Here is a 25656-nt window from a genome sequence, read left to right as displayed (position 1 = left end):
TTTCCTGCGCGATTTTATGATCCGCGCAAATCATGGTAATTTGCGCTGGAGGGGGAATTAGCATGATCGACCGCAGCTTGAAGGCTCTGTTTTCGCTTATCGCCGGATTGATGGCCCTGGCATACCTGGTCCACAACCTTGCCAATATCGGCCCGGCCTATGAATTCTTCGTCTATATAACCAGCCATTCCGACCAGGAGGCTTATCCGGTAACGCTGCTGCCGGTACCGCCATCGCCGCTGATCGTCCTGGCCATGGCGCTGGTCTTCGCGCTGGAGCTGGCTGCGGGTGTCATGCTGGTCTGGGGTGCATGGAAGCTGTGGTCTGCGCGCGGAGCCGATTCAACGGGTTTCGAAAGCGCCAAGCGATTTGCCAAGATCGGTCATGGTTGTGCCATCGCCAACTGGTGGGGGCTGTTCCAGGTCATCGCCATCGCCGGATATCAGGCGTGGCAGATGCCGGCCGGTGCAGGTCCCGATCACGGCAGCTGGGTCTATGGTGCGATCAACATGCTGGCGCTGATCTACCTGGCGCAAAAGGACGACTAGCTCTCACCAATCAACCGCGGATCACGGGTGAAGGTCCAGCCACCATCCGCAAACGCCATCGTGTACTGGACGCTCATCGAATTGGTCTGGCCGGCGACATAGCCGCCAAAGCCGCTGCAATGGTCAGCGTCGGGGCAGGAGAAGCTGTGGATGGTGAACACCATCGCCGGTCCGCCCGTTTCGCTGTCCTGCCACACGCCATCGATAGACGCGCAGCGCGCAAACGGAGCCAGCGCCTCATAGCGCGTCATCAGCGCCAGTTCCGCCTCAGGCGCCAGCGCCACTTCGGAGCGCCCGTCATGCGTGCTGGCGCAGATCGTGGGACGCAGCGGCACATCGCTGGCGAAATAATTGCCGAGAATATGATCCATCAGCGCCAGCTGGGGCTGCGAGCGGTCCGCGGCGAGCGAGGGCAGGCCATTGTCCGGCGTTGGCACCGGATCTTCCGGAACGGCACACGATGCCAGAAGCAGCACCGCGCCTGTGGTCAGCAACCTGTTCATCACACACCCTCCAGCAATCTGTCCGCCTGCGCGCGGGCTTCATCGGTAATCTCTGCGCCCGATAGCATGCGCGCAATCTCTTCCTTGCGGCCCAGCGCATCGAGCAGGACGACCGAGGTCTTTGTTACCGTGCCTTCGGACGATTTGGCGATCAGATAATGCGTGCCGCCGCGCGCGGCGACCTGCGGGCTGTGCGTGACCGCCAGCAATTGCCCGCCGCCATCCACGCCGCCGGCCAGCCGCGCCAGCCGCTCGCCAATGGCGCTGGCAACCGCCCCGCCCACGCCGCGATCAATCTCGTCGAATATCACCGTGGCCGCCCCGCCCTGCTCCGCCAGCGCCACTTTCAGCGCCAGGATGAAGCGTGACAGCTCGCCGCCCGAAGCGATCTTGTTGAGAGGGGCGAAATCGGCGCCGGGGTTTGTGGCAATGAGGAATTCCACGCTGTCCATGCCGTGCGCGCCCCACTTCTCCTCTTCCAGCTGGGTCACGGCGGTGCGGAAGCGCGCGGCATCCAGCTTGAGCGGAGCCAGCTCGCCCGCCACCGCCTCATCCAGCTGCATGGCCGCAGACACCCGCGTGGCGTGCAGCGCTTCGGCCTGTGCGATGTAATTCTGCCGCGCCGTTTCGGCGGCTTTTTCCAGCTTGGCGAGATCGGCCTCGCCATTCTCAATGGCATCGAGCCGGGCGCGCAGGTCGATCATGGTGGCGGGCAGGTCATCGACCTGGCAGCCATGCTTGCGGGCCAGCGCGCGCAGTTCGAACAGGCGCGTCTCTATCCGGTCCAGTTCGGCGGGATCGTGCTGCATCGCCTCGGCAGCGGCCTGCAACGACTGCTCCGCCTCGCTTGCCTCGATCACGGCACGGTCAAGGCTGTCGAGCGCCTGCTTCAGCAGCGCGTGTTCGGGGGCGATCCGGTCCAGCCGCCGGGCGGCGCTGCGCATCTGGGCGAGCGCTGAATCCGACCCGTCCCAGAACAAACGCAGCTCTTCCAGATCGCCGGACAGCTTCTCCCCCTTCTGCATATCGGCGCGGGCATTGGCGAGAGTGGTTTCCTCGCCCTCCTGCGGTTCGATCGCGGTCAGTTCCGCCAGATGGGCCAGCAGCAGGTCCCGGTCCGCCAGCGCCTGGGCAATGTCCGCGCGGGCCTGCGTCAGAAGGCCATCAGCGCTGCGCCATGCGGCATGGGCGGCGGCCACGCCCGCCACGTCATCCCCGGCGTAGCGATCGAGCAAGGCGCGGTGGCCGCGCGGATTGACGAGGCCGCGGTCATCATGCTGGCCGTGCAGTTCCACCAGCGCAGGTGCCAGGCTTCGCAGCAGGGCAATGCCCACGCCCTGATCGTTGACGAAGGCCTTGGACCCGCCATCGGCCTTCAGGCTGCGGCGGATGATCAGCGGCTCACCCGGCTCCAGCTCAACCTCCGCCTCGTCAAGCGCATCGCGCACGGGTGCAGGCAGGGCGGCAAATTCGAAAGTGGCGGTAACGCTGGCCTTGTCCGTTCCGGCGCGCACCAGCGCATTGTCGGCGCGATTACCCAGCACCAGACCCAGCGCATCGAGCAGAATGGATTTGCCCGCGCCGGTTTCGCCCGTGAGCACGCCCAACCCCGGCCCGAAAGACAGGTCAAGCGCCTCGATCAGGACGATATTTCGGATCGCAAGCGAGGTCAGCATGGCTGGTTGCAGTCAATAAGGCGCACATGGCCAAATCGCAATGACCGCCGCCATCGTGACGGTGGATGCTCCAGAGAATCTTAACCAATAGCTGGCTCAATCAGGCATCGGCCCCGGTGCGGCCAGCAGAGGGGATTCGCGCAAACCATGTCTGTCCTGACGATCAGAGCACATAAGCGCTATGCCCTGCGCCTGCCGGTGGAAGTGGTCATACCTGGACGCAAGCCCGCACGCGGCCTGCTGATCGAACTGTCGCAGCAAGGTGCGCGGATCAGCAATCTGGGGCGCCGCACATATCAGCCGGGCGACGAAGTGACGGTGATGACATCGTGCGGAAAGGAACTACCCGGAACCATCCGCTGGGCGCATGATGGACTGGCGGGAATCATGCTGGCGCGGTCGATGCACCTGCCCGAACTGACGCAATTGCTGGAAGCCAACCGGATTGCGGTGAGCGAAACCTGTTACGGCACCTGAACAGCGCCGCACTGGTCGGCTATCAGCCGCCCAGGCCGACTTCCGGTCCGTGCTTCTCGATCAGTTCGAAGGCCTTTTCATACCATTCGTTGCCCGGATAGTTGGCCCCCAGCACGGCGGCATAGCGCTGTGCTTCCTCGGGGATACCCAGCGCCAGGCTGGTTTCCGTGAGGCGATACAGCGCCTCAGGCGTGTGGCTGGTGGTCTGGTAGGTTTCCACCACCTTTTCAAAGTGCAGTTGCGCTGCCAGCCATTGGCCGGTGCGTTCGTAGAAGCGGCCAACTTCCATTTCCTTGCCCGCAAGGTGATCGTTCACCAGATCGATCTTCAGCCGCGCATCGGCGGCATAATCGCTGCGCGGATAGCGGCGGACCACTTCGTTCAGCGCGCGCAGGGCCTGACGGGTAATCGCCTGATCGCGCTCCACATCGCTGATCTGTTCGTAATAGGAAATGCCGATCAGGTAATAGGCATAGGGCGCATCGCGGTTACCCGGGTGGATCGACAGGAAGCGCGTGGCTGACTGGATCGCCTGATTGTAACTGCGGCCGGCATAATAAGCGAACGCGCTCATCAACTGGGCACGGCGCGCCCAGGGTGAATAGGGATGCTGGCGCTCCACCTCGTCAAACAGCGCGGCGGCGACACGCAGGTCCCCGCGGTCCAGCCGGCCCTTTGCCGCCGAGTAGAGCGATTCCACGTCGCGCGCGACATAAGCCGTCTCACGCGGGCCAGAGCCGCCGCCCATGCCGGAGCAAGCCGAAAGAGCCAGCGCCACGGCGGCCAGCGATACTGTCTTGGTGTAAGAATGCCTCATGACAAGCGCCTATAGCCAGCGCTTTACTGAACGCCAAGTGAAGTCAGTCATGTGGATCGCGGATAAAATCCGCCGCGGGCACTTTTGGGCCGTGTCACATCTGGACTCTGCCTCAAACCAATCCATACTCGCGGCTTGCAGACCACCGTCAGGTGGCGCGTCCTTGGGGGAGGACATTCTATGTGTACGGGGCGATGAGCACGGGAACTGGCCGCAAGGGACTCGTCCTGTCAGAAAACCGCCTGTTGCGGCTGTTTACCTTCTTCTTTTTCTATTTCGGCCAGGGACTGCCGGTGGGCCTGACCATCGTCGCCATTCCTGCCTGGGTGGCGGCAAATGGCGGATCCAGCGCCAATGTCGCCACGCTGGTTGGCGTTGCCTATCTGCCGTGGAGCTGGAAGTTCGCCGTTGCCGCGCTGATGGACCGCTATTCCTACCTGCCCATGGGGCGCAGGCGCGGATGGCTGATATTTGCCCAATTGCTGATGTCCGGCGGATTTGTCGGCGCCGCCGTGCTGGCTCCCGGCCCGCAAGACATCGATGCGCTGATCATGGTCACATTCCTGGTGATGGCCGGCGCGGCCACGCAGGATGTGGCGGTGGACGGGCTGGCCGTGGACCTGCTGCCCGAGGAGGAACAGGGTACTGCCAGCTCCTTCATGTTTGGCGGTCAATTCATCGGGCGTGCGCTGGCTGCGGTATCCAGCGGCATCGGGCTGGTCACGCTGGGTCCGGCAATCACCTTCCTGCTGTTCATCCCGGTGCTGCTCGCCCCAACCCTCTATGCCGTGATGATCCGCGAGCATCCGGGCGAAAAGCGCTTTCCGTGGAGCGAGGGGCAGGCCTCCGCCGCCACACTGGCCGTGCAGACCAGCAAATGGCTGGGATGGGATGGACTGATCTGGGTGACGCTCAAATCGCTGCTGCGCGGCGCCAGCCTGTGGTTCGTGATCAGCCAGAGCCTGCTGCGCGTTGCCGAGGGCATGCTGATCCCGATGTGGCCGCTGCTGGCCGTGACATTCCTGGCGATGAGTACCGAGTATTACACCTCGATGGTGTCCACACTGGAGCTGATCTGCGCCATTATCGCTCTGGGTCTGGGCAGCGCGCTGACGCTGAAGCTGGGTGCGCGCTGGTCTGTTGTGCTGGTGTGCGCGCTCAATATCGGCCTGGTGTTGGTCCTGATGACGGCGCAGCCTGTATGGGCACAACGGCCGTTCTTCATCGCCCTGACCGCATGCTGGGCGCTGCTGACGATCCTTTCCAGCATCACGACCAACCCGCTGCGCATGCAATTGTCCGACAAGCGCGCGTCGGCCACGCAGTTCACCATCTACAATTCGATCGCCAACTTCCCGGTGGCGATCGGCGCGTGGACCTTCGCCTGGCTGGGCGGCATTGAAGACCATGTGCGCACGCTGACAGGTGCGGCGGTGATCTTCACGCTGGCAGCAATCAGCTTCGCCCTGCTGCGCATGCCAAGGCCGTCACCGCCCCCGGAAGTGCAGCCCATGCCGGCCTGAACGGGTTGCTCCAGAAGCTTTTGGCCAGAAGCTATTGGCCAGAAGCTTTCAGATCCGCCGATCTACTCCCAGAAGGCCACGCTGCGGCATTCGATGCTTTCGCGAATATGCGGGTTCACCGCGCTGCTGTCGATGAAGGCGGAGTGCGGGCAACGCCAGGTGCGGTCATGATCGCTGTCATGGAATTTGAACAGCAGCACGTCATCGGCCTGCATCCCTTGAAAATACCACCAGCGGTGGCCGTGATGATAGGAGAAGATCGTCGCGGCGAGGATGTCCTCCTCACCCTCAATCGGCTTGACCAGATCATCGCCGGTGGGGAATTCATCGACAATGAACAGCGTGTTGCTCTTCTCTTCCCCGCCAAAGCTGGTGCGCCCGTCGCACACCGCCAGCGGCACGTCCTGCGGCGGAGGCGAAAAGGTGCGCCAGTAGCTGGTGACCAGAAAGCGCTTGAAGCCGGGGCCATCGGGGAAATGCTGCTTGTAGGTCGCCTCTGCCATGCGCCGCGCGGTGTTGGTATTGGTATCGACATGCGCCTCACCCGCAGGTGGCTGGATGCCGCCCTGATGCTGATAATTCTGCGCCTTCTGCTTTGCCCTGGCTGAAAGATCGGCGCTGGTGCGGATCATCCAGCCGCGCGCCACGCATTTGTCGGCACCGGTCAGGCGCATCACATCGCATTCGACCTCCTTTTCATACAGCGCATCGACCATCGCCTTGTCATGAAAATCGGTGACGGCAGACGGGCATTTGGTAATCATGAAGCCATGCGTATCGAGATCGAAATGGTCACGGATCGGCATGCCGTCACGGATGGTGATCTCATGGTCCGAATAGGTGCCGGTGTTGATCTCCGCCCCCTGGCTGACATAGCGGCGGGTGACGAAATCGCCCTCATCGACATAACGCATCATGGCGCGAACCTGGCGTGCATTATCCTCGATATTGTCCAATGCTGCGGTGGCCATCGGGCCTCTCCCCATCTGTTTTGTAACGTTCGTTAGGAATATGCCATGAGGCACTGGCGAACTGCAAGCTTGCGCACTAACCTCCATCACTGAAAACAATGAGGGAGGGATTCGATGGGGCCTTTGCCACCAAGCGCGGATGACCGTGCAATCTGGGATATGTGGGAATCACAGTTTCGTCTGCCAGTGGCGACCGTGGCCGATGAAGTGGGGACGTTTCGCGCATTGGGCAATACCCCCATGAACACTGCCGATCTCGCTGCCGAACTGAAGGTGGACGAGCGTGCGCTTGGCATCCATCTGGGCGCGCTGGCCGCGTGCGATCTGGTGGAAAAGCGCGACGGCAAATGGGCTGCCACGCCCGCTGCCCGCACCTGGCTCCATCCCGACGCGGTCGGATACTGGGGCGGTTTCCTGTTCCGCTTTCGCGAAACCAACCCGCTCCACGCACAATTGCTGGAGACCCTGAAGACCGGCAAGCGTCCCGTGGGCAACGTCTCTGGCGGGCCGGAATGGGAACGCGGAACGATGAGCCAGGAAGTGGCTGAGCGGATCGCCATCTTCATGCACGCCCATTCAATGGCTCCGGCGCGCGGTGCGGCATCGCAGCAGCTGTTCGCCGAGCTGGACAGCCTGATGGATGTTGGCTGCGGATCGGGTGTCTACGGGATCGAGATCGCCAAGGCCAATCCACGGATCAAGGTGACGCTGCTCGATCTCAAGGAAATGTGCGCCGAGGCGCATAAATTCGTGGAGGAAGCCGGCCTTACCGGGCGTGTTTCCACCGCCGGTGTGAACATGTTCGAGCAGGAATGGCCGACCGGACACAGTGCGCACTTCTTTGCCAACGTGTTCCACGACTGGTCGGAAGAGACCAATCGCCTGCTCGCCAAGAAGAGCTTTGACGCGCTGCCATCGGGCGGAAAAATCCTGCTTTCCGAAGTGCTTATGGATGATGACGGGGCCGGTCCCTGGCAAGCCGCCGCGTTCAGCCTGATGATGCTGGTGGGCACGCTGGGCAAGCAATATTCGCTGCCCGAATTCCGCGCCATCCTGGAAAGCGCGGGCTTCACCAATGTGCAGGCCACCCGCACCGGCGGCGGCTATTACTCGCTGGTCAGCGCGGTCAAGCCCTGAGAGGCCTCGCAATGGCCCTGCACTGGCCCCGCACTGTTTCCTGCGCTGAGCTGCTGCCTCTGACATGCTGCCTCTAGGGGTTCACCCCTAGGGGCGCATCAGCCATATCTGGAAGCCCCGTCCCCTATGGCTTCTCACGCGGCAGACCATTCTGTCGCCGGGACCAGGGGAAACAGACATGCAATGCAGCAAGAACCGGCATTTGCTGGCCGATCAGGCTGGCGCGACCTCCATCGAATATGCGCTGATCGCAGCGCTGATCGCGGTTGCGCTGGCAGGCACATTTTCCTCGCTTGGCGGCGAAGTGACCACCCATTACCAGAACATAGAGACGTCCATCGACGAGGCCGTCAATGAGACCGAGGCGGAGCCTGCCCCTTCGCCCACTTGAGCCTGCGCCATGGCCTGCCCATGACCTCGCACGCGCGCCTGACGGTCCCCGCCACGGATGTGCCACACATATTGGCACGGGCTTGCCGGACATAGCTAATTTCACCTTAAGGCCAACTGGTAGCACCGCCGTAACCGCATCTGGCGCACACATGGTAACTGCACCGGCTCTGTTTCGAAGACCCGAGTCGGTGCGGAGACATGGGGAAACATGATGTTCAACACTCTGGCCGCGCTATGCGCAAATACGGACGGCACGACAGGTATCGAATATGGCCTGATCGCCTCGCTTATCGCCATGACAGTCGTCGGCGGGATATCCTCGCTGGGAACCGAAGTGGGCGGCTTCTACGAAGCCATGCAGACCGGGCTGCACGATTCCAACGAAACGCCTTGAGCCAAGCGCCTGATTGGCGCTTTCCTGATTGGGCGGCAGCGCACCATGCGGACAGCCCCAACCTTGACAAAAATCAATGCCTCCACGGTCCAAGTGTGGCCCACTGCTTCCATCAGGTGTCATACCAGACGGGCCTGGTGAGGAGGTGCCATGACGCTGCGGTTTTCCAGGTACACAGCTGCCGCAATCAGCATGGCCATAGCCGGAGCAGCGAGCGGGGTATCGGCTCAGCAACTGGAGACCCGGCCGACACTGCGGCCCGTCTTGCGCCCTGAACTTCAGATCGAGGCGCCAGCGACCCAGATTGTTCCGCCAGCAGATGTGGAAAGCTATGACGATCCGGAATCGGTCACACTGAAGGCCGGTACAACAGGCGATCTGATCAGGTCGCTCGAAATCAGGCGATCCTTCTCGGTCGAGGAGCTGCGGCGCAATCCGGAAATCCAGATCGGCCCGGTGCGGGCGAATATGCGCCCCGTGCTGCAAAATCCCGATGCGCCGGTAAATCTGGCCAGCCGCCTCAGGCAGCGCAGCGCACTGGTGACGGATGTGCATGACAGCATGGACGTCATGGAAGCCAGCGGTGGCCTGATCATCCGCCAGTTCCTGACCTATCGGATGCTGCCGCGCTCCTGCTCCGACAGCCGCAACAGGCAAGAACTGGCGCGCGCAGGGGCATCCTGCTTCACGCGCATGAGCGAGCAGGAACGCACAGCCGCCCGCGCCAATCCGGCCAGCGCGCGCTATGTTTCCGGGACAACTATCCCGCTCGGGAACAGGACGCTTGGGGCAAGACGGGAGGCCGAAGCCGCGGAGATCGCCACCGATATGGCCAGCCTGCGCGCCATGCTGCGCGACCCGGCGCAGCGGGCCACGATTGAGCGCGAGATCGGCGCGGAAGATGCAGCGCGCTATGCCAGGCTCACCGATGAGGAGCTGGAGGCCGAACTCGTCAACACTGCCGTGATCCAACTTGAAGAGACCATGTTTGTGCCGTCTGCCGAACAGATGAGACCGATCTTCCTGCAACGGCCAGGTTTCACCATCGCCACTCCCGGCGTGGCCGCGCGCGATTTCTTCCTGCCGCAGCCGATCGAGGTCGTCGACGCCGAACATGCCATTCCCGACCGCATCTTCCTCACCGGATTCACCGTCAATCGCTCGCACGAATGGCGCAAGCGCGTGTCGGTCACGATCAACTGGTGCGTGGTCAGTTGCAAGAAGACCTATTACGTCGAAATGAATGCCGGCTTCGATTACGGCTTTGGCCTGCGCCTGCCGATCGAGGTTGGCGGCACCTACAGCTACAATCGCACCGGCAATAACGAGCAGGCGCATTTCACCGCCACGATCGCGCCGGTAAACGGCTCCGCTGCCGATTTCAGCTCAACCGCCCTGCCCGCCGACCAACTGTTCAACGGTCAGGAACTGGTCGCCGAAGTGGGTGCCAGGGCGGGCTTTGGCTACAAGGTTCCGGCGATGGGAACCGGCTCGGTCGGTTTTTCGGTGACGCATGATTTCACAGATGGCCTGCCCTCGCCCTTCACCAACGGCCAGTTCGCGCCCCCGGCACCCGGTCAGGCCTCACCGCCATCGGCCGAGCAGGTGTTCCGCAACATAGACCTGATCGGAGGACGCGCCAATTTCTGGTTCGTGGGCGCCAGGATCCATCCCTCCGTCAAGCTGGGGCTGACTTCGGACCGGCTGGAGATGCTGCTGACCGATAATCTGGCAGGAACGCAAATGCACATCACCCGGCCCGGACAGCGCTTCGATCTGGCGGTCGATCCGATCAGCCATGCCAGCAGCTTCACCATCGCCGAACCGACCTATAATCTGGGCTTCACGCTCACCCCCGGCATCACCGTCAACGCCTTTGTCGACGTCAAGGCGTGGAGCAAGGACTGGGACTGGGACATCTGGTTCCCGCAGCTGAGCCTGACCTTGCCGCCGGGCGGGCACGATTTTGGCTGCCATGCCGAAACGATCTGTTCGCGCAGCTATAATTACTCGCCCGACGTCCAGCAGGAAGAGGCTGCGCAAGCCTCGCTCCCCAGCGATCCGTTGCAGGCGATGATCGTCCAGTGGCAGCGCGAATTCCTGGCCGAATGGCAGCCCAGGTGCCCCTATCAGGAGGTGAAATTCTGCGAGGTTGCGGTAAACTGGGTCTCGCAGAAATACGGCTATCGCATGACCGAGGCCATTCCCGAGGCCTTTGGCCAGGACGTGATCAACCTCGACATGCTGAACGCGCCCGAGGCCCGCTCAATGTTCGAATCGCTCAAGCATCAGGCCCGGCAGGAAGCCATCGCGATCATCGAGGACAGTGAGGAAATCAGGTAGGAGCCGCAGGAATTGCAGGCGCTCCTGACCACGCAGAACCAGCGGCGCTACGGCGTCACTGCGGCTGGCAATATTCGATCTGGCCGCTTTCGCACAACGCCACGCGGCGGCGCCAGTCGGCCATGGCGTTTTCATGGGCGATACGCGCGTCTTCGATCGCCCGCTGGCGGTCACGCTCCATTTGCTCAAGTTCGCGAATCCGCAGGTCCCTGGCTTCCACCGCAGTCTCGTAATCGCGCTGCTCGATCTCGTGACGGCGGCGTTCGACGGCATTGAGCTCGACAATGGCGGCAGCATAGAGGGACATCTGGGCATTGGCCGCGCAGGCTTCGAGTATTTCATCGCGGTTGCGGGCAGGTTCACCCGGCGCCACCGGCTGGAGCATCACCGCGTGGGTGCGCCGCTCGCATTCCAGAATCCGCTCGGTCAGGGCGCTCTCGTAGTCGATGCCCTTGTCTTTCAGCAGCGCCTTCATTCTTTCCATGTCCTGCGACACGTCGAAGGCGAAAGCGCGGCGATAGGCCTCGCAATCCTCGCTCATGACGATGTCGGCCGCATCACTGTCGCGCCCGTCCGTCTCGGCCAGCACCGCCGTGGCCGCGCGGCACTGCTCATGAGTATAGGGCCCGGCCTGCTGCGCCGCCGCCGGACTTGCGCCGATCGCAAGGGCAAACGAGGCGGTGATCACGGGGAATGCGAGTGCGGCTTTCATGGTAACTCACTCCATCTCTGGGACAGCGAAGAGACCACCATTGCCGGCAAATGTGACGAGCGCATTGTTTCTGGTCAATCCGGCCGGCGCAACCGGACCGGCATGGACCTGCCGTGGGACCGCAAGGTGGAAGAGGATGAGGGCTGGCAATGGATCGACCCCGACAAGGAGCGCGACGAATGACCAGCAAAGATCGCGAGAACCGGCCGAGGCCGGACGCGATCAGGGTATGCCGGGGGTTACTGGAGTTGAGGGATTGGACGCCAAAGGTCTGCCACGCAAGCGAATCCGGAGCGCGTCGAATCTAGGCTGTTCAGCTAGCCTTTGAAGCAATACTCTCGATGCCATTGGAGAAATGTCGGATGCGGACGCGAAGCCATGCGCTCTGGCGTAAGAGCCTTTCCAGTCTTGTTGAGAATGGCCTCCACACTACTTCGATCATTCACTTGCCGAGAGATGAGAATATCCAGATCGTCGGATAGACCAATCAATCCACGATCAAACATCCAATGGACTGTGCCTGACAAGGCAATGCCATTTTGGATGCTATCGGGGCCTTTGTGCTCGACTGGTCGGATATGCGCGGCTTCGGTCTCTGCCCGCCCTCCTCCATTAATGAGCTTCCAACCCGTCATGGCGCACTTGCTATCGTAAGCGGCTAGGACTGCCCGCCGAAAGAGGCGGTCGCGTTTTTTTCGTGAGAGCAGCGTCTGAACAATCGGCCTCTCGATCTCGAAAGACGTTTGCACTTCCCGAACGCGGTTCTCATCCTCCCCATGGTCAATTCTAGGGAGAATGTCCTCATCATCTGGCAAGCCAGCCTCGACGATGCGGGCAAAGTCGGTACCAGATAGTGGCCGCACCGCAGATTGAGCGCGACCTGAAAGAGCGCCCGCATCGTTGAGCAGACCTCGCTCTATCGGTCCTTCTGGTCCGCTGAATGGAACCCTATTTGCGAAGTCAATGTAAGTACCGGGTTCGATTAGCGCGAGATACATACCCCGATTGGTGGGGTCCGGAATAATCTTCTCGACCTTCGCGGCAGCGAAGTAGCCCCTGGAATTCGGGACTTTTGTCGGTTCAAGATAGACTATCCAATTGCCAATGCTCGGCTCAGCACGACCCAGATATTGCGGAGGGAATTGATAGCGCTCAGCCGGACTGTCGTTGTAAATTGAATCTGCTCGATGGATGAACACGCCGAACGACATTTTCTTAGACTCCACCCCTCACCCATCCGCAAGGCAGCGATTAACGCCGCCTGCGGATTGCTCACATCACCGTTTGCGCTTCTTCCTCGCCGCATAGCGGGCGTCGCGGGCGGCTTTCAGTTCTTCCTCGGTTGGTTCTGGCACCTTGGCTGCGTTCGCGGCGGCGATCTTGTCGGCTTTGGCCTGCTCGATCGCGGCCTTGCGGGCGCGGCTCTTTTCGGCGGCGGCGGCTTCGCGGGCGAGCCTTGCTGCCTTGCGCTGGGCCAGGACCTCAGGATCCACGGGCGGCTTGTCGGCGAGCTTTTTCAGCGCCTTTTCGCGTGCCTTCTGGGCCAGAGCAGTGCGCTCCTCGAAACCGGGTTCTTTGTATGCAGCCATGATTAATTGCGTTCTTTTCTGGTTAGCCGGGGTTGGACCGGCCGGAAATTCAGGCGTGACCGGGCAGGCGTTCGCCTACTCCTCGCCCATCCGCAGGGCTGCGATAAACGCCTCCTGCGGGATGCTGACATTGCCATATTCGCGCATCTTGGCTTTGCCCTTCTTCTGCTTTTCGAGCAGCTTTTTCTTGCGGCTGATATCGCCGCCATAACATTTGGCGGTAACGTCCTTGCGCATGGCGGCAATGGTTTCGCGGGCGATGACCTTGCCACCTATAGCAGCCTGCACGGGAATTTTGAACAGGTGACGGGGAATGAGGTCCTTCAGCCGCTCGCACATGTGGCGGCCGCGTGCCTCGGCCACGCCGCGATGGACGATCATCGACAGCGCGTCCACCGGATCGCCGTTGACCAGAATGCTCATCTTCACCAGGTCGCCCTCACGCAGGCCGATCTGTTCGTAATCGAAGCTGGCATAGCCGCGGCTGATCGATTTCAGGCGGTCGTAGAAGTCGAACACCACTTCGTTGAGCGGCAGTTCATAGCTTACCTGCGCGCGCCCGCCGACATAGGTCAGATCGGTCTGGATGCCGCGCCGGTCCTGGCACAGCTTGAGGATCGATCCGAGATATTCGTCGGGCGTGTAGATGGTGGCCTTGATCCACGGCTCCTCGATCTTCTCGATCCGGCTGGGATCGGGGTAATCGGCGGGATTGTGGAGCATGATCTCCTCCGCCGGATCGGTTTTGGAGGCGCGCAGCTGGATGCGGTAGAACACCGATGGCGCGGTGGTGATCAGGTCCAGATCATATTCGCGGGTCAGGCGTTCCTGGATGATCTCCAGATGCAGCAGCCCCAGGAAGCCGCAGCGAAAGCCAAAGCCCAGCGCGGCGCTGGTTTCCATCTCGAAAGTGAAGCTGGCATCGTTGAGGCGCAGGCGCGAGATGCTTTCGCGCAGCTTCTCGAAATCGGCGGCATCGACCGGGAACAGCCCGCAGAACACCACCGGCTGCACTTCCTTGTAGCCGGGCAAGGCCTCGCTCGCACCGTTCTTCACCGTGGTGATGGTGTCACCCACGCGCGCCTGCTCGACTTCCTTGATCTGCGCGGTGATGATGCCGATTTCGCCCGGCCCCAGTTCCGGCAATAGTTCCAGCTTGGGGCGCATGCAGCCCACGCGGTCCACCAGATGGTTGGTGCCGCCCTGCATGAAGGTGATGTTCAGCCCCTTGGTGATCACGCCCTGCATCACCCGCACCAGGATGACGACGCCGAGATACTGGTCATACCAGCTATCGACCAGCATGGCCTTGAGCGGAGCGTTGCGATCACCCTTGGGCGGAGGAATCTTGGCCACGATGGCTTCGAGCACATCCTTGATCCCGATGCCCGATTTGGCGCTGGTGAGCACGGCATCGCTGGCATCGATGCCGATGATGTCCTCAATCTCCGCGCGCACCTTCTCCGGCTCTGCGGCGGGCAGATCGATCTTGTTGATGACGGGCACGATCTCATGGTCGTGTTCGATCGACTGATAGACGTTGGCAAGCGTCTGCGCTTCCACGCCCTGCGCCGCGTCCACCACCAGCAGCGCGCCTTCGCACGCGGCCAGGGAGCGGCTCACCTCATAGGCGAAATCGACGTGGCCGGGCGTGTCCATGAGGTTGAGCTCATAGGTCCTGCCGTCCTTGGCGGTGTAGTTCAGGCGCACGGTCTGCGCCTTGATGGTGATCCCGCGCTCGCGCTCAATATCCATATTGTCGAGCACCTGCTCGCTCATCTCACGCTCCGTCAGGCCGCCGGTCTCCTGAATCAGGCGATCGGCCAGCGTGCTCTTGCCGTGGTCAATATGGGCGATGATGCTGAAGTTACGGATCAGCGACATATCTGTAGACATGCGCCGCCTCTAGCCGCCCTTCTCCCCCGTGTCAGCAGTCAGACGCAAGCAACGCGCCTTTTTATGCTGCGCGGCTCGATGCGGATGACACATCCACCTGCATGAAACGCCGTGCGCGGGCGGGCGCGGGGCTTACCGGGGCGGTGCTGTCTGCGCTCAGCGATGCCAGCGGCATGCCCGCTGCGGCCAGCTGATAGGGCGATACGCGGTGGCGCGTGCACAGGCCATTGGCCCCGTCGCTGATCAGCGGTGTTTCAAACTGCACGCCCTGTGTGGCATCCTGCGAACGCCGCACCATTGCCACGGCCAGCTGGCCGCCGCCCAGGTCCAGCACCAGATCGGTGCCGATGGGAACATCCAGCAGCCCTTCGATCATCGCACCGGTGCGCGACAGATTGCGCAGCACGGCATCATAGCGGTGATCCTCATGGATCACACCAATGCGCCGATACAGCGTGCGCCGGTCTGACCGGTGCTTTGCCGGACCGACCGGCTCGTAGATGAAATCACCCGATGCGAGCTTTTCCATCACCACGTCCTGGCAGACCGGGCGGGAGAAGATGAAGCCCTGGATCTGCGTGGCGCCAAGTCCCAGCAGCAACCGCAGCTCGTCCATCGCCTCCACGCCCTCTGCCGTGGTCTGCATGTCCAGCGCGTGGGCCAGGCTGATGATGGCAGTAATGATGGCGGCGTTGGGATTGCCTTCCTCGCAGCACCCGCGCACGAAATTCTGATCGATCTTGATCTTCTCGAACGGGGCGCGGCGCAGATAGGCGAGCGAGGAATAGCCGGTGCCGAAATCATCCAGCGAGAGGCGCACGCCCATTTTGGTCAGCTTGGCGAAGATGGCGTCGACCATGGAGCTTTCCCCCATGAACACGCCTTCGGTAATCTCCAGCTCCAGCCGGTTGGCGCGCAGGCCGGTTTCGTCCAGGATCGTGGCCACCAGCGATGGCAGGCCGCCGGCAAAGAACTGCTGGGCCGAGATATTCACCGAAACGCGGATGTCGCCCGGCCACTGCATTGCATCCGTGCACGCCCGGCGCAGCGACCATTCGCTGATCCGGCTGATCAGGTTGATCTCTTCGGCCACGGTGATGAAGGTGCCGGGGCCGATAGCCCCCAGTTCCGGATGATCCCAGCGCATCAGCGCTTCGAATGCGATAACCTTGTGATCCGTGCTGCGGACGATCGGCTGGTAGTGCATCGTCAGTTCATCATTGACGATGGCGTCGGCCAGTTCCTCACCGATCTCGCGCTGACGGCGGGCATCATTGGCCAGGTCGCTGGAATAAAAGCGGTATTGCCCGCGCCCTCCGGCCTTGGAGGCATAGAGCGCAAGGTCGGCGCTCTTGACCAGTTCCTGCCGGTTCAGCCCGTCATACGGAGCAATGGCGATGCCGATTGACGCGCCGATGGTGGCCCGGTCACCGTTCAGCGAATAAGGCTGGGAAACCATCTGGATGATTTTCTTGCACAGTTCACCCAGCTTCCCGCGATCATCCACATCGGGCACGATGATCTGGAATTCATCGCCGCCCAGCCTGCCGATCTCCGCAGGTGCGACAACAATGCGCTGCAACCGCTGCGCGACCTGCCGCAGCAATTCATCACCGGCCGGGTGGCCAAGCGTGTCATTGACCTTCTTGAACTTGTCCAGATCCATCATCAGCAAGGCGCAGGACCGTTTGGCGACGCGATAGGATGCGAGGATGGAATCGAGCCGCTTTTCCATGCGGTGACGATTGGCCAGACTTGTCAGCGTATCGTATTGCGCCAGCTGCGATTCACTGCGCTGGCGGACAAATTCGGATGAAATGTCCTTTGCGCTGCCACGAAAACCGATGAATCTTTCCGCCTCGTCGTAATGCGGCCGCCCGGTGATGCTCCACCATTGCGCGTCATCCTCGCCTCTCAGCCGCACTACAAGATCGCGGAATCTGGTGCGCGATCCGAGGAAGAAGCTTAGCGGTCTCTCACCCTCCTTGTCGCTGCTTTCATCGAAAGTCTCGATCAGCTCGGCAAGCGACTGGCCGACAACCTGCTTGCCGTCGCCAAATTTCTTGGCCGCGGAGTTGGAGAGATAGGTGAGCCGGTTCTCCGCATCGGTGGCCCAGAACCAGCCGATCTCGTTCTCTTCGAAGGCATCAAGCATGGCCAGCCGTGCGGCCTGGTCGATCTGAACCTGAGGGGATTTTTCACGCACAGCTGCGGAGTTGGCGGAGCTGCCACCCACTTTCCGCAACATGTTTCGTACAACCATTTCCCGTCGAACCCCCCAAGGCACTGCCAACGGGGAAAGACCCCGACTGATGGGGATCAAGTGTAAAGGATCAGAGTTACCAAATCCTTAATTCGTCACTTCGGCGGCGATTGCGCTAGCTGGCCTTCTTGAGTTCACCGTTAACCACGGGCTGTGGAGAAGCCCCCAGAACTGCCAGAATACGGCCCGCGGCATCGCGCTGCAGCGGGTTTGCAAACTCCACGCCCATCTTGTTCTCCTCGCACCAGCGCGATGTGCAGGCGACGTAATAATCCTGTGAAATCTGGAGCTTGAACACCGTTCCATCGGGCACATTCCACAGGCCTTCAATCAAGGCGCCAGTGGTCGAGATATTGCGGATGGTGCCGTTATACAGCGTATCGCAATGGTCCAGAACAACCCGGCGCAGCATGGACTGTCGCGGCGCACGGGCCGAACGCGGACCATTGGCAATTGCCGCAAGACCCGATTCCAGCCGCTCCAGCGCCGCCTCGGCATTGAGCGGACGCTCATAAATATAGCCCTGCACGTGGCTGCAACCATGCATGCGCACCAGTTCCAGCTCGTCCAGCGTCTCCACCCCTTCGGCGGTGGTTTCCATACCCAGCGCATGGGCCAGGCTGGTAATGGAAGCGATGATGGCGCCGTTGCGGCTGCCTTCCTGCGTGGCCCCGCGCACAAAGCTCTGGTCAATCTTGATCTTGTCGAATGGCGCTTTCTTGAGATAGCCGAGCGAGGAATAGCCCGTGCCGAAATCATCCAGCGCCAGACGCACGCCGATCTGCTTGAGCGCGGCGAACATCGCATCGGTGCCCTCATCGTCGGACAGAAACACGCTTTCAGTGATTTCCAGCTCCAGCCGATCGGCACAAACGCCGGCCTGAGCCAGCGCGCTGGTAACCACGCCCGGCAGATTGGGACTGGAGAATTGCAGCGGTGAAACATTGACGGCGACCCGCACATCTTCCGGCATCTTTGCCATGTCATGGCATGCGGTGCGCAGCGCCCATTCGCCCAGTTGTGCAATCAGCCCGGTGTCCTCGGCAGTCTGGATGAAGCGGGACGGAGGAATCCAGCCCTTGACCGGATGATGCCAGCGCAACAGCGCCTCGAACCCGGCAATCTTCTCCGTCGCGGTGCAGATGACCGGCTGATAATAGACCTGCAGGTCACCCTTGGCGATGGCATCGCGCAGATCCTCTTCCATCTGCGCGCGGGCCTCGGCCTCGGCATGCAGGTCCTCGGCATAGAAGTGATAGCGGCCACGGCCCGCATCCTTGGCGGCATAGAGCGCAAGATCGCCATTGCGGATCAGGTCGTCGCTCGTCTCACCGTCTTCGGGGGCAAGCGCAATGCCGATGGAAACGCCGATCACCACCCGCTGGCCATCAATGGCATAGGGCTGCGAAAGCGCGTGAATGATCTCGCGCGCCAGATCGGCCAGTATCTCGCGCTGGTTGCGGCCCGGCACGATGACCTTGAATTCATCGCCGCCCAGACGCCCGACCTGGCCCATCTTGCCAACTGCCCGCTCCAGCCGCTTGGCGACCTGCTTGAGCAGGGCATCGCCGGCCGGGTGGCCCATCGTGTCATTCACCTGCTTGAAGCGATCCAGATCCAGCAGCAGCACGGCGCATTCGCGATTGGCGACCTGCTGGGAGGTGAGGATCTTTTCCAGCGCCTGGGTAATCTGGAAGCGATTGGCGAGGCCGGTCAGCGAATCGAACTTGGCCAGCCGCGAAGCCTCTTCCTGGCTGCGCCTGCGCTCTGTCAGATCGGTTCCGGAACCGCGAAAGCCGACAAAATTGTTGAAGCTGTCATAGATCGGCCGACCGCTGACAGACCACCACAGTTCCTCCCTCCCATTGGCCGCGCGTACCGGCAGTTCCTTGAAGGCCGACCGGGCGGATAGATGGAACATCAAGGTTCGCTGGCTCTCATCACCCGATACGTCGAGGTTGAACAGCTGCACCAGCGGCTGACCGATGAGGTTTTCGGAATTCAGGCCCAGCGATTCAGCGACCGGTCCCGAAACATAGGTGAGCAGAGAGCGGCGATCGGTTTCCCAGAACCAGCCCTGCCTTGTGCCTTCATAATCGGACAGAATGTCTCGCGCCCGCGTCTGCGCGCGTTCCTGCGCGGCGCGCAATTGCTGTTCACTCGATTGTTCGGCCAGCTGTTCGCGGTTCACAAAAATGGCAAGAACGGCTGCGGCCAGCAGCGCGGCAATGCCTGCCAGCGAGAAGCCGGAAATAATCGCCGAGCTCCAGATGGAAAATTGCGCGGCAAGGATCATGCCCGGCTGGCGGCGCAGATAGGCCGCGGCAATCGCCCCAACGCCAAGAAGACCGGCGCCCGCAACATCCCAGGGAAGATTCCCCTGCACTGCCCATTGGGTCATGCCAAAGCCGAACAGCAGCAAGGGGGTGATAACCACGGCGAAAGTGCATGCTATCCGGCCAAACTGCGAAGCGTGGCCGGCAAAGCGGTGCGCGCGCCCGACCAGCGAGGCAATGGCGACGGCGGCCAGCAGGGTGATGGTGGTGACGACGCCCGGTCGCTCTCCGACAGTGACCATTCCCACGCCAACCGCCATCATCAGCGTCAGGACCAGATAGGGCCAGCGGTGAGGAAACAATTCCTCGAAATTCGGCTGCGGCGCGGTCACCACCAATGCGCGCTCTGGCTGCACGTCACGGCGGGTGGTCATGCGCCTGTCAGGCGCCATTGCGGGTTTGCCGGCATTACCGGGATAGGCGGGACCGGGATAGGTAGAGGTAGAGGTAGAGGTAGAGGTAGAGGCTGGATGGGGCGCCAGCGCCTTTGAAATCGCCTTGATCTGCGGGGCAGAACCGGGAGGTTGCGCACGCACGGGGGCATCGCTCACGGATGATATATCCCGTGCGCCGCGTATGCGCTGCAATTGTTTCGCCCCAACCATGCCGGATGCATTGCAGCAGTTGGCTTTGAAAAAGAGTTAACCGGCAGGTGAGAAACGGTCGCCTGCCTGAAGGTAATTCCTCGCCTTCGCGGGCACTTGAGTGGCCGCGCTTTCGAGTTACTATCGCCCCACCTGCCAGTTGAGGGGGTATTGATGGCCATTCGTCACATCGCGATTATCGGTTCGGGGCCAGCAGGCTATTATACGGCGGAAGCTGCGCAGAAGGCCTTTGGTGACGATTTACGGGTCGATATTTTCGATTTAATGCCAGTACCTTACGGGTTAATCCGTACCGGCGTCGCGCCCGATCACCAGTCCATCAAGGGCGTATCCCGGCGCTATGAGAAAGTCGCGCTGACCGACAATGTCCGCTTTGCCGGCAATGTCATGCTGGGCCGCGACGTCTCTCTGGATGAGCTGCGCGGGCTTTATGACGCAGTTGTTCTGGCCACGGGCGCGCCAAAAGACCGTGAATTGGGGATAAGTGGGCAGGATCTTGGCAATGTGTTCGGCAGTGCCGCCTTTGTCGGCTGGTACAATGGCCACCCGCAATTCACCGATCTGAACCCCGATCTTTCGGGCAAGACTGCGGTGGTGATCGGCATGGGCAATGTCGCGCTCGACGTGGCGCGCATCCTGGCCAAGACCCGCTGCGAATTTGCCGGCAGCGATATTGTTTCGCACGCGCTCGAAGCGATCTGCGCCTCGAAGCTGGAGCGGATCGTGATCCTTGGCCGGCGCGGGCCGCACCAGATCATGATGACGCCAAAGGAACTGGGCGAACTGGGCCACCTGGAACGCGCCTGCCCGCATGTGTCGCCCGGCGACCTGCCCGATGAGGCGGAGGATGCGCTGCTGGAGCCGGGGTTGCGCAAGAGCGTCACCATCTTGCGCCAGTTTGCCGCCATCCCGGAACATATCCGCGCCGAAAAACCCATCGCCATCGAGTTCGCCTTCTTCGCCCAGCCCGTGGAACTGCACGGCGACGGCAAGGTGCAGGAAATCGTCGTCGAACAGACCGCGCTAGTGCGCGGGCGGGCGCAGGGAACGGGCCAGAGGGGCACGATCAAGGCGGACATGGTCGTGTCCTGCATCGGCTATCGCACCGTGCCCATCGCGGGCGTGCCGTTTGATGAGCGCGCGGGCCATTTCGCCAATGACGAAGGGCGCATCCTGCCGGGCATATATTGCGTTGGCTGGGCGCGGCGCGGACCGTCGGGCACGATCGGCACCAACCGCCCCGATGGCTATTCCATCATTGACCGGATTACCGAGGATATGGCCAGCGGCGCGCTGGGCAGCGCCGACAAGAAAGGCCGCGAAGGCTTTGATCTGCTGGCCAGGGAGCGCGGGCTGGACGTGGTCACTTTCCGCGACTGGAAGAAGATCGAGGAAGCCGAGGAAAAGCTCGCCCGCGAAGGCGCCCCGCGTGAAAAATTCGTCGATGTGGCGGCGATGATCAGGGCGAAGGATTAAGCCGAGATCGAGGCTTCCGGCGCTATTTCGCGTCTTGCGCCGTCTCGCTGCCGAACTGGCTCAACCACTCGCCCCACGCGCTCATGCGTGTGCCGAAGCCTTGCATGTGGGCACCGCAAATCTGTGAAAAATCCGCAAACCGGGTTTCGACTGCGGCAATCGACTCTTCATCTTCAAGGTCACCGATACCCTGTCCGGTTGTGCCTTCGTAATAGCCGACGAAATAATTGACCGCGTAGATGAATGCCTGCCGCGTTTCCTCGTCTTCGAATTGCGTGCTGAACATCGATGCCCAGACGGCACATTGCTTGGCCTCGATCGGGTCAAGAGCCACGTCCTGCGCCATCGCCGCCCCCGGCAGCATTGCCAGTGCAGCGCCCGCGAATGCCAGCTTGCGCATCATCACACGCGCATCGGCATAAGAACGTAGAGCGCCGGGCTGTTTTCATCCTTGCGGATCAGCGTGGGCGCTCCGGCGTCGGCGAGGTGGAGTTCCACCACATCGCTGTCGATCTGGTTGAGGATGTCCTTGAGGTAATTGGCGTTGAAGCCGATTTCCATCGGCTCGGACTTGTAATCGGCGGGCACTTCTTCAGCCGCATTGCCGTTGTCCGGGCTGGTGACGGACAGGGTGACCTTGTCCGTTTCCAGCCCCATCTTCACCGCGCGGGTCTTTTCCGTGGCGATGGTGGCCACACGGTCGACACCGGCGAAAAATGCCTTGGGATCGACGCGCAGCAGCTTGTCATTGCCGGTGGGAATAACGCGGCTGTAATCGGGGAAAGTGCCGTCGATCAGCTTGCTGGTGAGGACAACGCCGCCCTCCCCGCCCAGCGTGAAGCGGATCTTGGAGGCGGACAGGTCCACCAGCACATTGCCGTCCTGCGCCTCTTCCAGCAGCTTGCGCAATTCGGCCACGGCTTTGCGCGGCACGATCACGTCGGGCATCCCCTCTGCGCCTTCGGGGCGATCGATGGTGAAGCGCGCCAGGCGGTGGCCATCGGTAGCGGCAGCCTTCAGCACCGGCTTGTCATCTTCGGCGACATGCAGGAAAATGCCGTTGAGGTAATAGCGCGTTTCCTCGGTCGAGATGGCAAAGCGCGTGCGGTCGATCAGTTCGGCCAGCAGGCTGGCGGGAATTTCGAAACTGGTCGGCAGGTCGCCTTCCACGATTACCGGAAAATCATCGCGCGGCAGAGTGGGCAACTGGAAGCGTGCGCGTCCGGCCTTCACCACCATGCGGTTTTCCGCCGTTTCCAGACTGACCTGCGATCCATCGGGCAGCTTGCGGGCAATGTCGAACAGCAGGTGGGCCGAAACGGTGATCGATCCGGCATCTTCCACCGATGCGGCATCGAGGCTTTCGATGACCTGCAGGTCGAGATCGGTCGCCATGATCTTTACCGTACCGTCTGACGACGCTTCGATCAGCACGTTGGACAGGATCGGGATCGTGTTGCGCCGTTCCACCACGGATTGCACGTGGGACAAACAGCGCAGCAACTTCGCGCGTTCGATGGTGGCCTTCATTGCGTACTAACCCCTATTCGCGCGCTGGCTGTCCGGAGGGGACCGGAATCGCCCAAAAGCGCCGGAAATGATGCGGACAGTCTTAACGGGGGAGCCAAAGGGGGCAAGGATTGAACGACGTTAAGGCTGATTCCTTGGGGATAAAAGCGTGTTTCTGGTTTCGGTCGCACGCGCAATTGCCCTCAGGCGCGCACGCGAAAAGAACAGGATTGACCGCTCTCCCATATATCAAGTATTCATGATATATGGATTCGATAAACCCGACCGCCATGTTTGCCGCGCTCAGCCAGGAAACCCGGCTGCAGGTGTTTCGGCGATTGATAAAGGCTGGGCCGAAGGGCCTGCTGTCAGGTGAAATCGGCGAGCAGATGGGCGTGCGGCAGAATACCATGTCTGCCAATCTGGCGATCCTGCTGAATGCCGGACTGATCAGGAATGAGCGGCAAGGCAGATCGGTCCGCTACTTTGCGAATATTCCGGCCATATCCGATCTGCTGCGCTTCCTGCTGGAGGATTGCTGCGGCGGTGACAGCGCCCTGTGCAATCCGCTGGTGGCCAGCCTTGCATCCGTATCCGAGGACCAACGATGAGCATTGTAATCTACCACAACCCGGACTGCGGCACATCGCGCAACGTGCTGGAGATTATCCGCCAGTCGGGCGCAGAACCCACGGTGATCGAATATCTCAAGACGGGATGGACGCGCGCGCAATTGCTGGGCCTGTTTGCCGCTGCCGACCTGACTGCCAGGGAGGCGCTGCGCACAAGCAAATCGCCTGCGCAGGAGCTGGGACTGCTGGATCCGGAAGTGGATGAGGACACCTTCCTTGAGGCGATGGTGGAGCATCCGGTTCTGGTCAATCGCCCGATTGTGTGCAGCCCTGCAGGCGTGGCCCTGTGCCGTCCATCCGAAACGGTTTTTGCCTTGTTGGGGACGCCTTCGGGGACAGAATTCACCAAGGAAGATGGCGAGGCAATCACGGCGCCATGACGCATGACATGCCAAATATCGATGCTGACAGTCTGCACCCTATCGATGCTGCACGTCTGACACTGGCGGGGGAGCCCGATCATGCTCCGCGCATATTGATGCTGTATGGCTCCATGCGGGAACGGTCATTTTCCCGGCTGCTGACGCAGGAGGCGGCGCGTGTGCTGCGCAATTTCGGGGCACAGGTGCGCATATTCGATCCCGCCGGGCTGCCTCTGGTGGATGACGCATCCGAGAACCATCACAAGGTGCAGGAATTGCGCGAATTGTCCCTGTGGTCAGAGGCGCAGGTCTGGTGTTCGCCTGAACGTCACGGTGCGATGACGGGGCTTATGAAAACCCAGATTGACTGGTTGCCGCTGGCCCCCATTGGCGGCTTTCGCCCCACACAGGGCCGCACCCTTGCGCTGATGCAGGTGTGCGGCGGATCCCAGAGCTTCAACACACTCAACCAGATGCGCATTCTGGGCCGGTGGATGCGGATGATTGTCATTCCCAACCAGTCCTCGGTTGCCAAGGCCTTCCTTGAATTCGATGACGATGACCGGATGAAGCCATCGCCCTATTACAACCGCATGGTGGACGTGATGGAAGAACTGATGAAGTTCACCCTGCTGACGCGTGGCCGCGCGGATTACCTGACCGATCGCTATTCCGAACGGGTGGAAAGCGCCGAGGCTGTTTCGGCAAGGGTCAACCAGGCTTCAGCCTAGCTGATCATCGCCATGCCGCCGTTCACGTGCAACGTCTGGCCGGTGATGTAGCCTGCTTCCTTGCTGGCCAGGAAGGCCACGGCGCTGCCGATATCCTCGCCCTCGCCCATGCGTCCCATCGGGATGCGGGCGTTGAGCGCTTCCTTGACGGTATCGGGCAGGACGTCGGTCATCGGCGTGCGGATGAAGCCGGGAGCCACGCAATTGGCGGTGATGCCGCGGCTGGCCACTTCCTGCGCAAAGCTCTTGGTCATGCCGGTGATGCCGGCCTTGGCGGCGGCGTAGTTCATCTGGCCCGGATTGCCGGTGGCGCCCACCACGCTGGTGATGGTGATGACGCGGCCGAAGCGGGCCTTCATCATCGGGCGGGCGGCGGCGCGCATCAGGCGGAAGGTGCTTTCCAGGTTGAGCGAGATCACCTGGTCCCACTCCTCATCCTTCATCCGCATGGCGAGGTTGTCGCGCGTGATGCCGGCGTTGTTGACGAGGATATCGAGACTGCCCAGCGTATCGATCGCGGCGGGGATCAGTTCCTCCACCTGCACCTTGTTCGAAAGGTCGCAGGTGATCTCCACATGATCGCCCTGATCGTGCTCAAACTGATCGTTCAGCTCCTCGCGAAAGGCGCGCAGCTTGCTGCCGTTGGAGCCTGACAGCGCGATGCGCGCGCCCTGCGCGGCAAGAGCGCGGGCAATGGCCGAACCGATCCCGCCACTGGCGCCGGTTACAAGGGCATTCATTCCGGTAAGGTCGAACATCGTCA

At 61.7% G+C, this 25656-nt stretch carries 24 protein-coding genes; 11 read left to right on the top strand and 13 right to left on the bottom strand.

The genetic code is table 11. From position 1 onward, the window contains the following. The first annotated feature begins 32 nt into the window (after window positions 1-32). Complete coding sequence (locus ABDZ98_RS08990) at window positions 33-548, top strand: DUF2165 family protein (RefSeq protein ID WP_343806647.1); 516 nt, start codon at window positions 33-35, stop codon at window positions 546-548. On the opposite strand, the gene ABDZ98_RS08985 is transcribed toward ABDZ98_RS08990, so the two are convergent. Both ABDZ98_RS08985 and recN read right to left on the bottom strand, forming a co-directional pair. After that, window positions 545-1051: a hypothetical protein gene (locus tag ABDZ98_RS08985; RefSeq protein WP_160589613.1), complete on the bottom strand. Its 507-nt coding sequence runs from the start codon at window positions 1049-1051 to the stop codon at window positions 545-547. The genes ABDZ98_RS08990 and ABDZ98_RS08985 overlap by 4 nt on opposite strands. Continuing rightward, the gene (recN, locus tag ABDZ98_RS08980; protein WP_160589614.1) at window positions 1051-2727 is read right to left on the bottom strand and encodes a DNA repair protein RecN; all 1677 of its coding nucleotides are present in this window, start codon (window positions 2725-2727) and stop codon (window positions 1051-1053) included. Before recN ends, ABDZ98_RS08985 begins: the two co-directional genes overlap by 1 nt. A gap of 147 nt (window positions 2728-2874) precedes the next feature. Between recN and ABDZ98_RS08975 the strand changes: the two genes are divergently transcribed. Continuing rightward, on the top strand, window positions 2875-3204 hold the full coding sequence (locus tag ABDZ98_RS08975; RefSeq protein WP_160589615.1) for a PilZ domain-containing protein: 330 nt from the start codon (window positions 2875-2877) through the stop codon (window positions 3202-3204). A gap of 22 nt (window positions 3205-3226) precedes the next feature. Here the strand turns inward: ABDZ98_RS08975 and ABDZ98_RS08970 are convergent, their stop codons facing one another. Beyond that, window positions 3227-4021 carry an outer membrane protein assembly factor BamD gene (locus ABDZ98_RS08970; RefSeq protein ID WP_160589616.1) on the bottom strand — a complete coding sequence of 265 codons (795 nt, stop codon included), beginning with the start codon at window positions 4019-4021 and terminating at the stop codon, window positions 3227-3229. 194 nt (window positions 4022-4215) lie between these two features. Here ABDZ98_RS08970 and ABDZ98_RS08965 point away from each other — a divergent pair, with 194 nt between their 5' ends. Next, window positions 4216-5544 carry an MFS transporter gene (locus ABDZ98_RS08965; RefSeq protein WP_160589617.1) on the top strand — a complete coding sequence of 443 codons (1329 nt, stop codon included), beginning with the start codon at window positions 4216-4218 and terminating at the stop codon, window positions 5542-5544. Window positions 5545-5606: 62 nt separating this feature from the next. On the opposite strand, the gene ABDZ98_RS08960 is transcribed toward ABDZ98_RS08965, so the two are convergent. Next, window positions 5607-6515, bottom strand: coding sequence for a CmcJ/NvfI family oxidoreductase (locus ABDZ98_RS08960; protein WP_160589618.1), 909 nt, complete (start codon window positions 6513-6515; stop codon window positions 5607-5609). 159 nt (window positions 6516-6674) lie between these two features. Between ABDZ98_RS08960 and ABDZ98_RS08955 the strand changes: the two genes are divergently transcribed. The 4 genes from ABDZ98_RS08955 to ABDZ98_RS08940 all read left to right on the top strand — a co-directional run bounded on the left by ABDZ98_RS08955 (window position 6675) and on the right by ABDZ98_RS08940 (window position 10782). Then, entirely contained in the window at window positions 6675-7652 is a 978-nt protein-coding gene (locus ABDZ98_RS08955) for a methyltransferase (protein ID WP_160589619.1), read from the top strand. 178 nt (window positions 7653-7830) lie between these two features. Beyond that, window positions 7831-8043, top strand: coding sequence for a Flp family type IVb pilin (locus ABDZ98_RS08950; RefSeq protein ID WP_160589620.1), 213 nt, complete (start codon window positions 7831-7833; stop codon window positions 8041-8043). A 210-nt stretch (window positions 8044-8253) separates the two neighbouring features. Beyond that, the gene (locus ABDZ98_RS08945) at window positions 8254-8439 is read left to right on the top strand and encodes a Flp family type IVb pilin (RefSeq protein ID WP_237437355.1); all 186 of its coding nucleotides are present in this window, start codon (window positions 8254-8256) and stop codon (window positions 8437-8439) included. A gap of 264 nt (window positions 8440-8703) precedes the next feature. Then, window positions 8704-10782, top strand: a complete 2079-nt coding sequence (locus tag ABDZ98_RS08940; RefSeq protein WP_160589621.1) for a hypothetical protein — start codon at window positions 8704-8706, stop codon at window positions 10780-10782. Window positions 10783-10837: 55 nt separating this feature from the next. On the opposite strand, the gene ABDZ98_RS08935 is transcribed toward ABDZ98_RS08940, so the two are convergent. The 6 genes from ABDZ98_RS08935 to ABDZ98_RS08910 form a co-directional block, all read right to left on the bottom strand. Then, a complete protein-coding gene (locus ABDZ98_RS08935) occupies window positions 10838-11494 on the bottom strand; it encodes a hypothetical protein (protein ID WP_160589622.1) in 657 nt (218 codons plus the stop codon). 317 nt (window positions 11495-11811) lie between these two features. Continuing rightward, window positions 11812-12705 carry an HNH endonuclease gene (locus ABDZ98_RS08930; protein ID WP_160589623.1) on the bottom strand — a complete coding sequence of 298 codons (894 nt, stop codon included), beginning with the start codon at window positions 12703-12705 and terminating at the stop codon, window positions 11812-11814. A gap of 66 nt (window positions 12706-12771) precedes the next feature. After that, complete coding sequence (locus tag ABDZ98_RS08925; protein WP_160589624.1) at window positions 12772-13083, bottom strand: DUF6481 family protein; 312 nt, start codon at window positions 13081-13083, stop codon at window positions 12772-12774. 75 nt (window positions 13084-13158) lie between these two features. Beyond that, window positions 13159-14979, bottom strand: a complete 1821-nt coding sequence (gene lepA, locus ABDZ98_RS08920; RefSeq protein ID WP_160589625.1) for a translation elongation factor 4 — start codon at window positions 14977-14979, stop codon at window positions 13159-13161. A 61-nt stretch (window positions 14980-15040) separates the two neighbouring features. Further along, entirely contained in the window at window positions 15041-17227 is a 2187-nt protein-coding gene (locus ABDZ98_RS08915) for an EAL domain-containing protein (protein WP_343806634.1), read from the bottom strand. Between the two features lie 130 nt (window positions 17228-17357). After that, a complete protein-coding gene (locus tag ABDZ98_RS08910; protein WP_337190140.1) occupies window positions 17358-20129 on the bottom strand; it encodes an EAL domain-containing protein in 2772 nt (923 codons plus the stop codon). Between the two features lie 213 nt (window positions 20130-20342). On the opposite strand from ABDZ98_RS08910, the gene ABDZ98_RS08905 reads away from it, so the two are divergent. Then, entirely contained in the window at window positions 20343-21659 is a 1317-nt protein-coding gene (locus ABDZ98_RS08905) for an FAD-dependent oxidoreductase (protein WP_160590200.1), read from the top strand. A 22-nt stretch (window positions 21660-21681) separates the two neighbouring features. Here the strand turns inward: ABDZ98_RS08905 and ABDZ98_RS08900 are convergent, their stop codons facing one another. Then, complete coding sequence (locus ABDZ98_RS08900; protein ID WP_160589627.1) at window positions 21682-22062, bottom strand: hypothetical protein; 381 nt, start codon at window positions 22060-22062, stop codon at window positions 21682-21684. Next, window positions 22062-23189 (bottom strand): DNA polymerase III subunit beta, encoded by a 1128-nt coding sequence (gene dnaN, locus ABDZ98_RS08895; protein WP_160589628.1) that lies wholly within the window; start codon window positions 23187-23189, stop codon window positions 22062-22064. The genes ABDZ98_RS08900 and dnaN overlap by 1 nt, the downstream gene beginning before the upstream one ends. 245 nt (window positions 23190-23434) lie before the next feature. On the opposite strand from dnaN, the gene ABDZ98_RS08890 reads away from it, so the two are divergent. From ABDZ98_RS08890 to arsH, 3 genes are read left to right on the top strand one after another with little or no spacing between them, the layout of a single operon-like run. Continuing rightward, window positions 23435-23779, top strand: coding sequence for an ArsR/SmtB family transcription factor (locus ABDZ98_RS08890; protein WP_160589629.1), 345 nt, complete (start codon window positions 23435-23437; stop codon window positions 23777-23779). Beyond that, window positions 23776-24180, top strand: coding sequence for an arsenate reductase (glutaredoxin) (gene arsC, locus ABDZ98_RS08885; RefSeq protein WP_160589630.1), 405 nt, complete (start codon window positions 23776-23778; stop codon window positions 24178-24180). The genes ABDZ98_RS08890 and arsC overlap by 4 nt, the downstream gene beginning before the upstream one ends. 8 nt (window positions 24181-24188) lie before the next feature. Further along, window positions 24189-24893, top strand: coding sequence for an arsenical resistance protein ArsH (arsH, locus tag ABDZ98_RS08880; RefSeq protein ID WP_419866756.1), 705 nt, complete (start codon window positions 24189-24191; stop codon window positions 24891-24893). Here arsH and fabG read toward each other — a convergent pair. Then, window positions 24890-25651 (bottom strand): 3-oxoacyl-[acyl-carrier-protein] reductase, encoded by a 762-nt coding sequence (gene fabG / locus ABDZ98_RS08875; protein WP_160589632.1) that lies wholly within the window; start codon window positions 25649-25651, stop codon window positions 24890-24892. The two genes, arsH and fabG, sit on opposite strands and share 4 nt — an antisense overlap. Window positions 25652-25656: the final 5 nt, after the last annotated feature.

The sequence above is a fragment of the Alteraurantiacibacter aestuarii genome, assembly GCF_039523595.1.
Classification (GTDB): domain Bacteria; phylum Pseudomonadota; class Alphaproteobacteria; order Sphingomonadales; family Sphingomonadaceae; genus Alteraurantiacibacter; species Alteraurantiacibacter aestuarii.
This window is presented reverse-complemented; position numbering and strand designations above follow the sequence as displayed.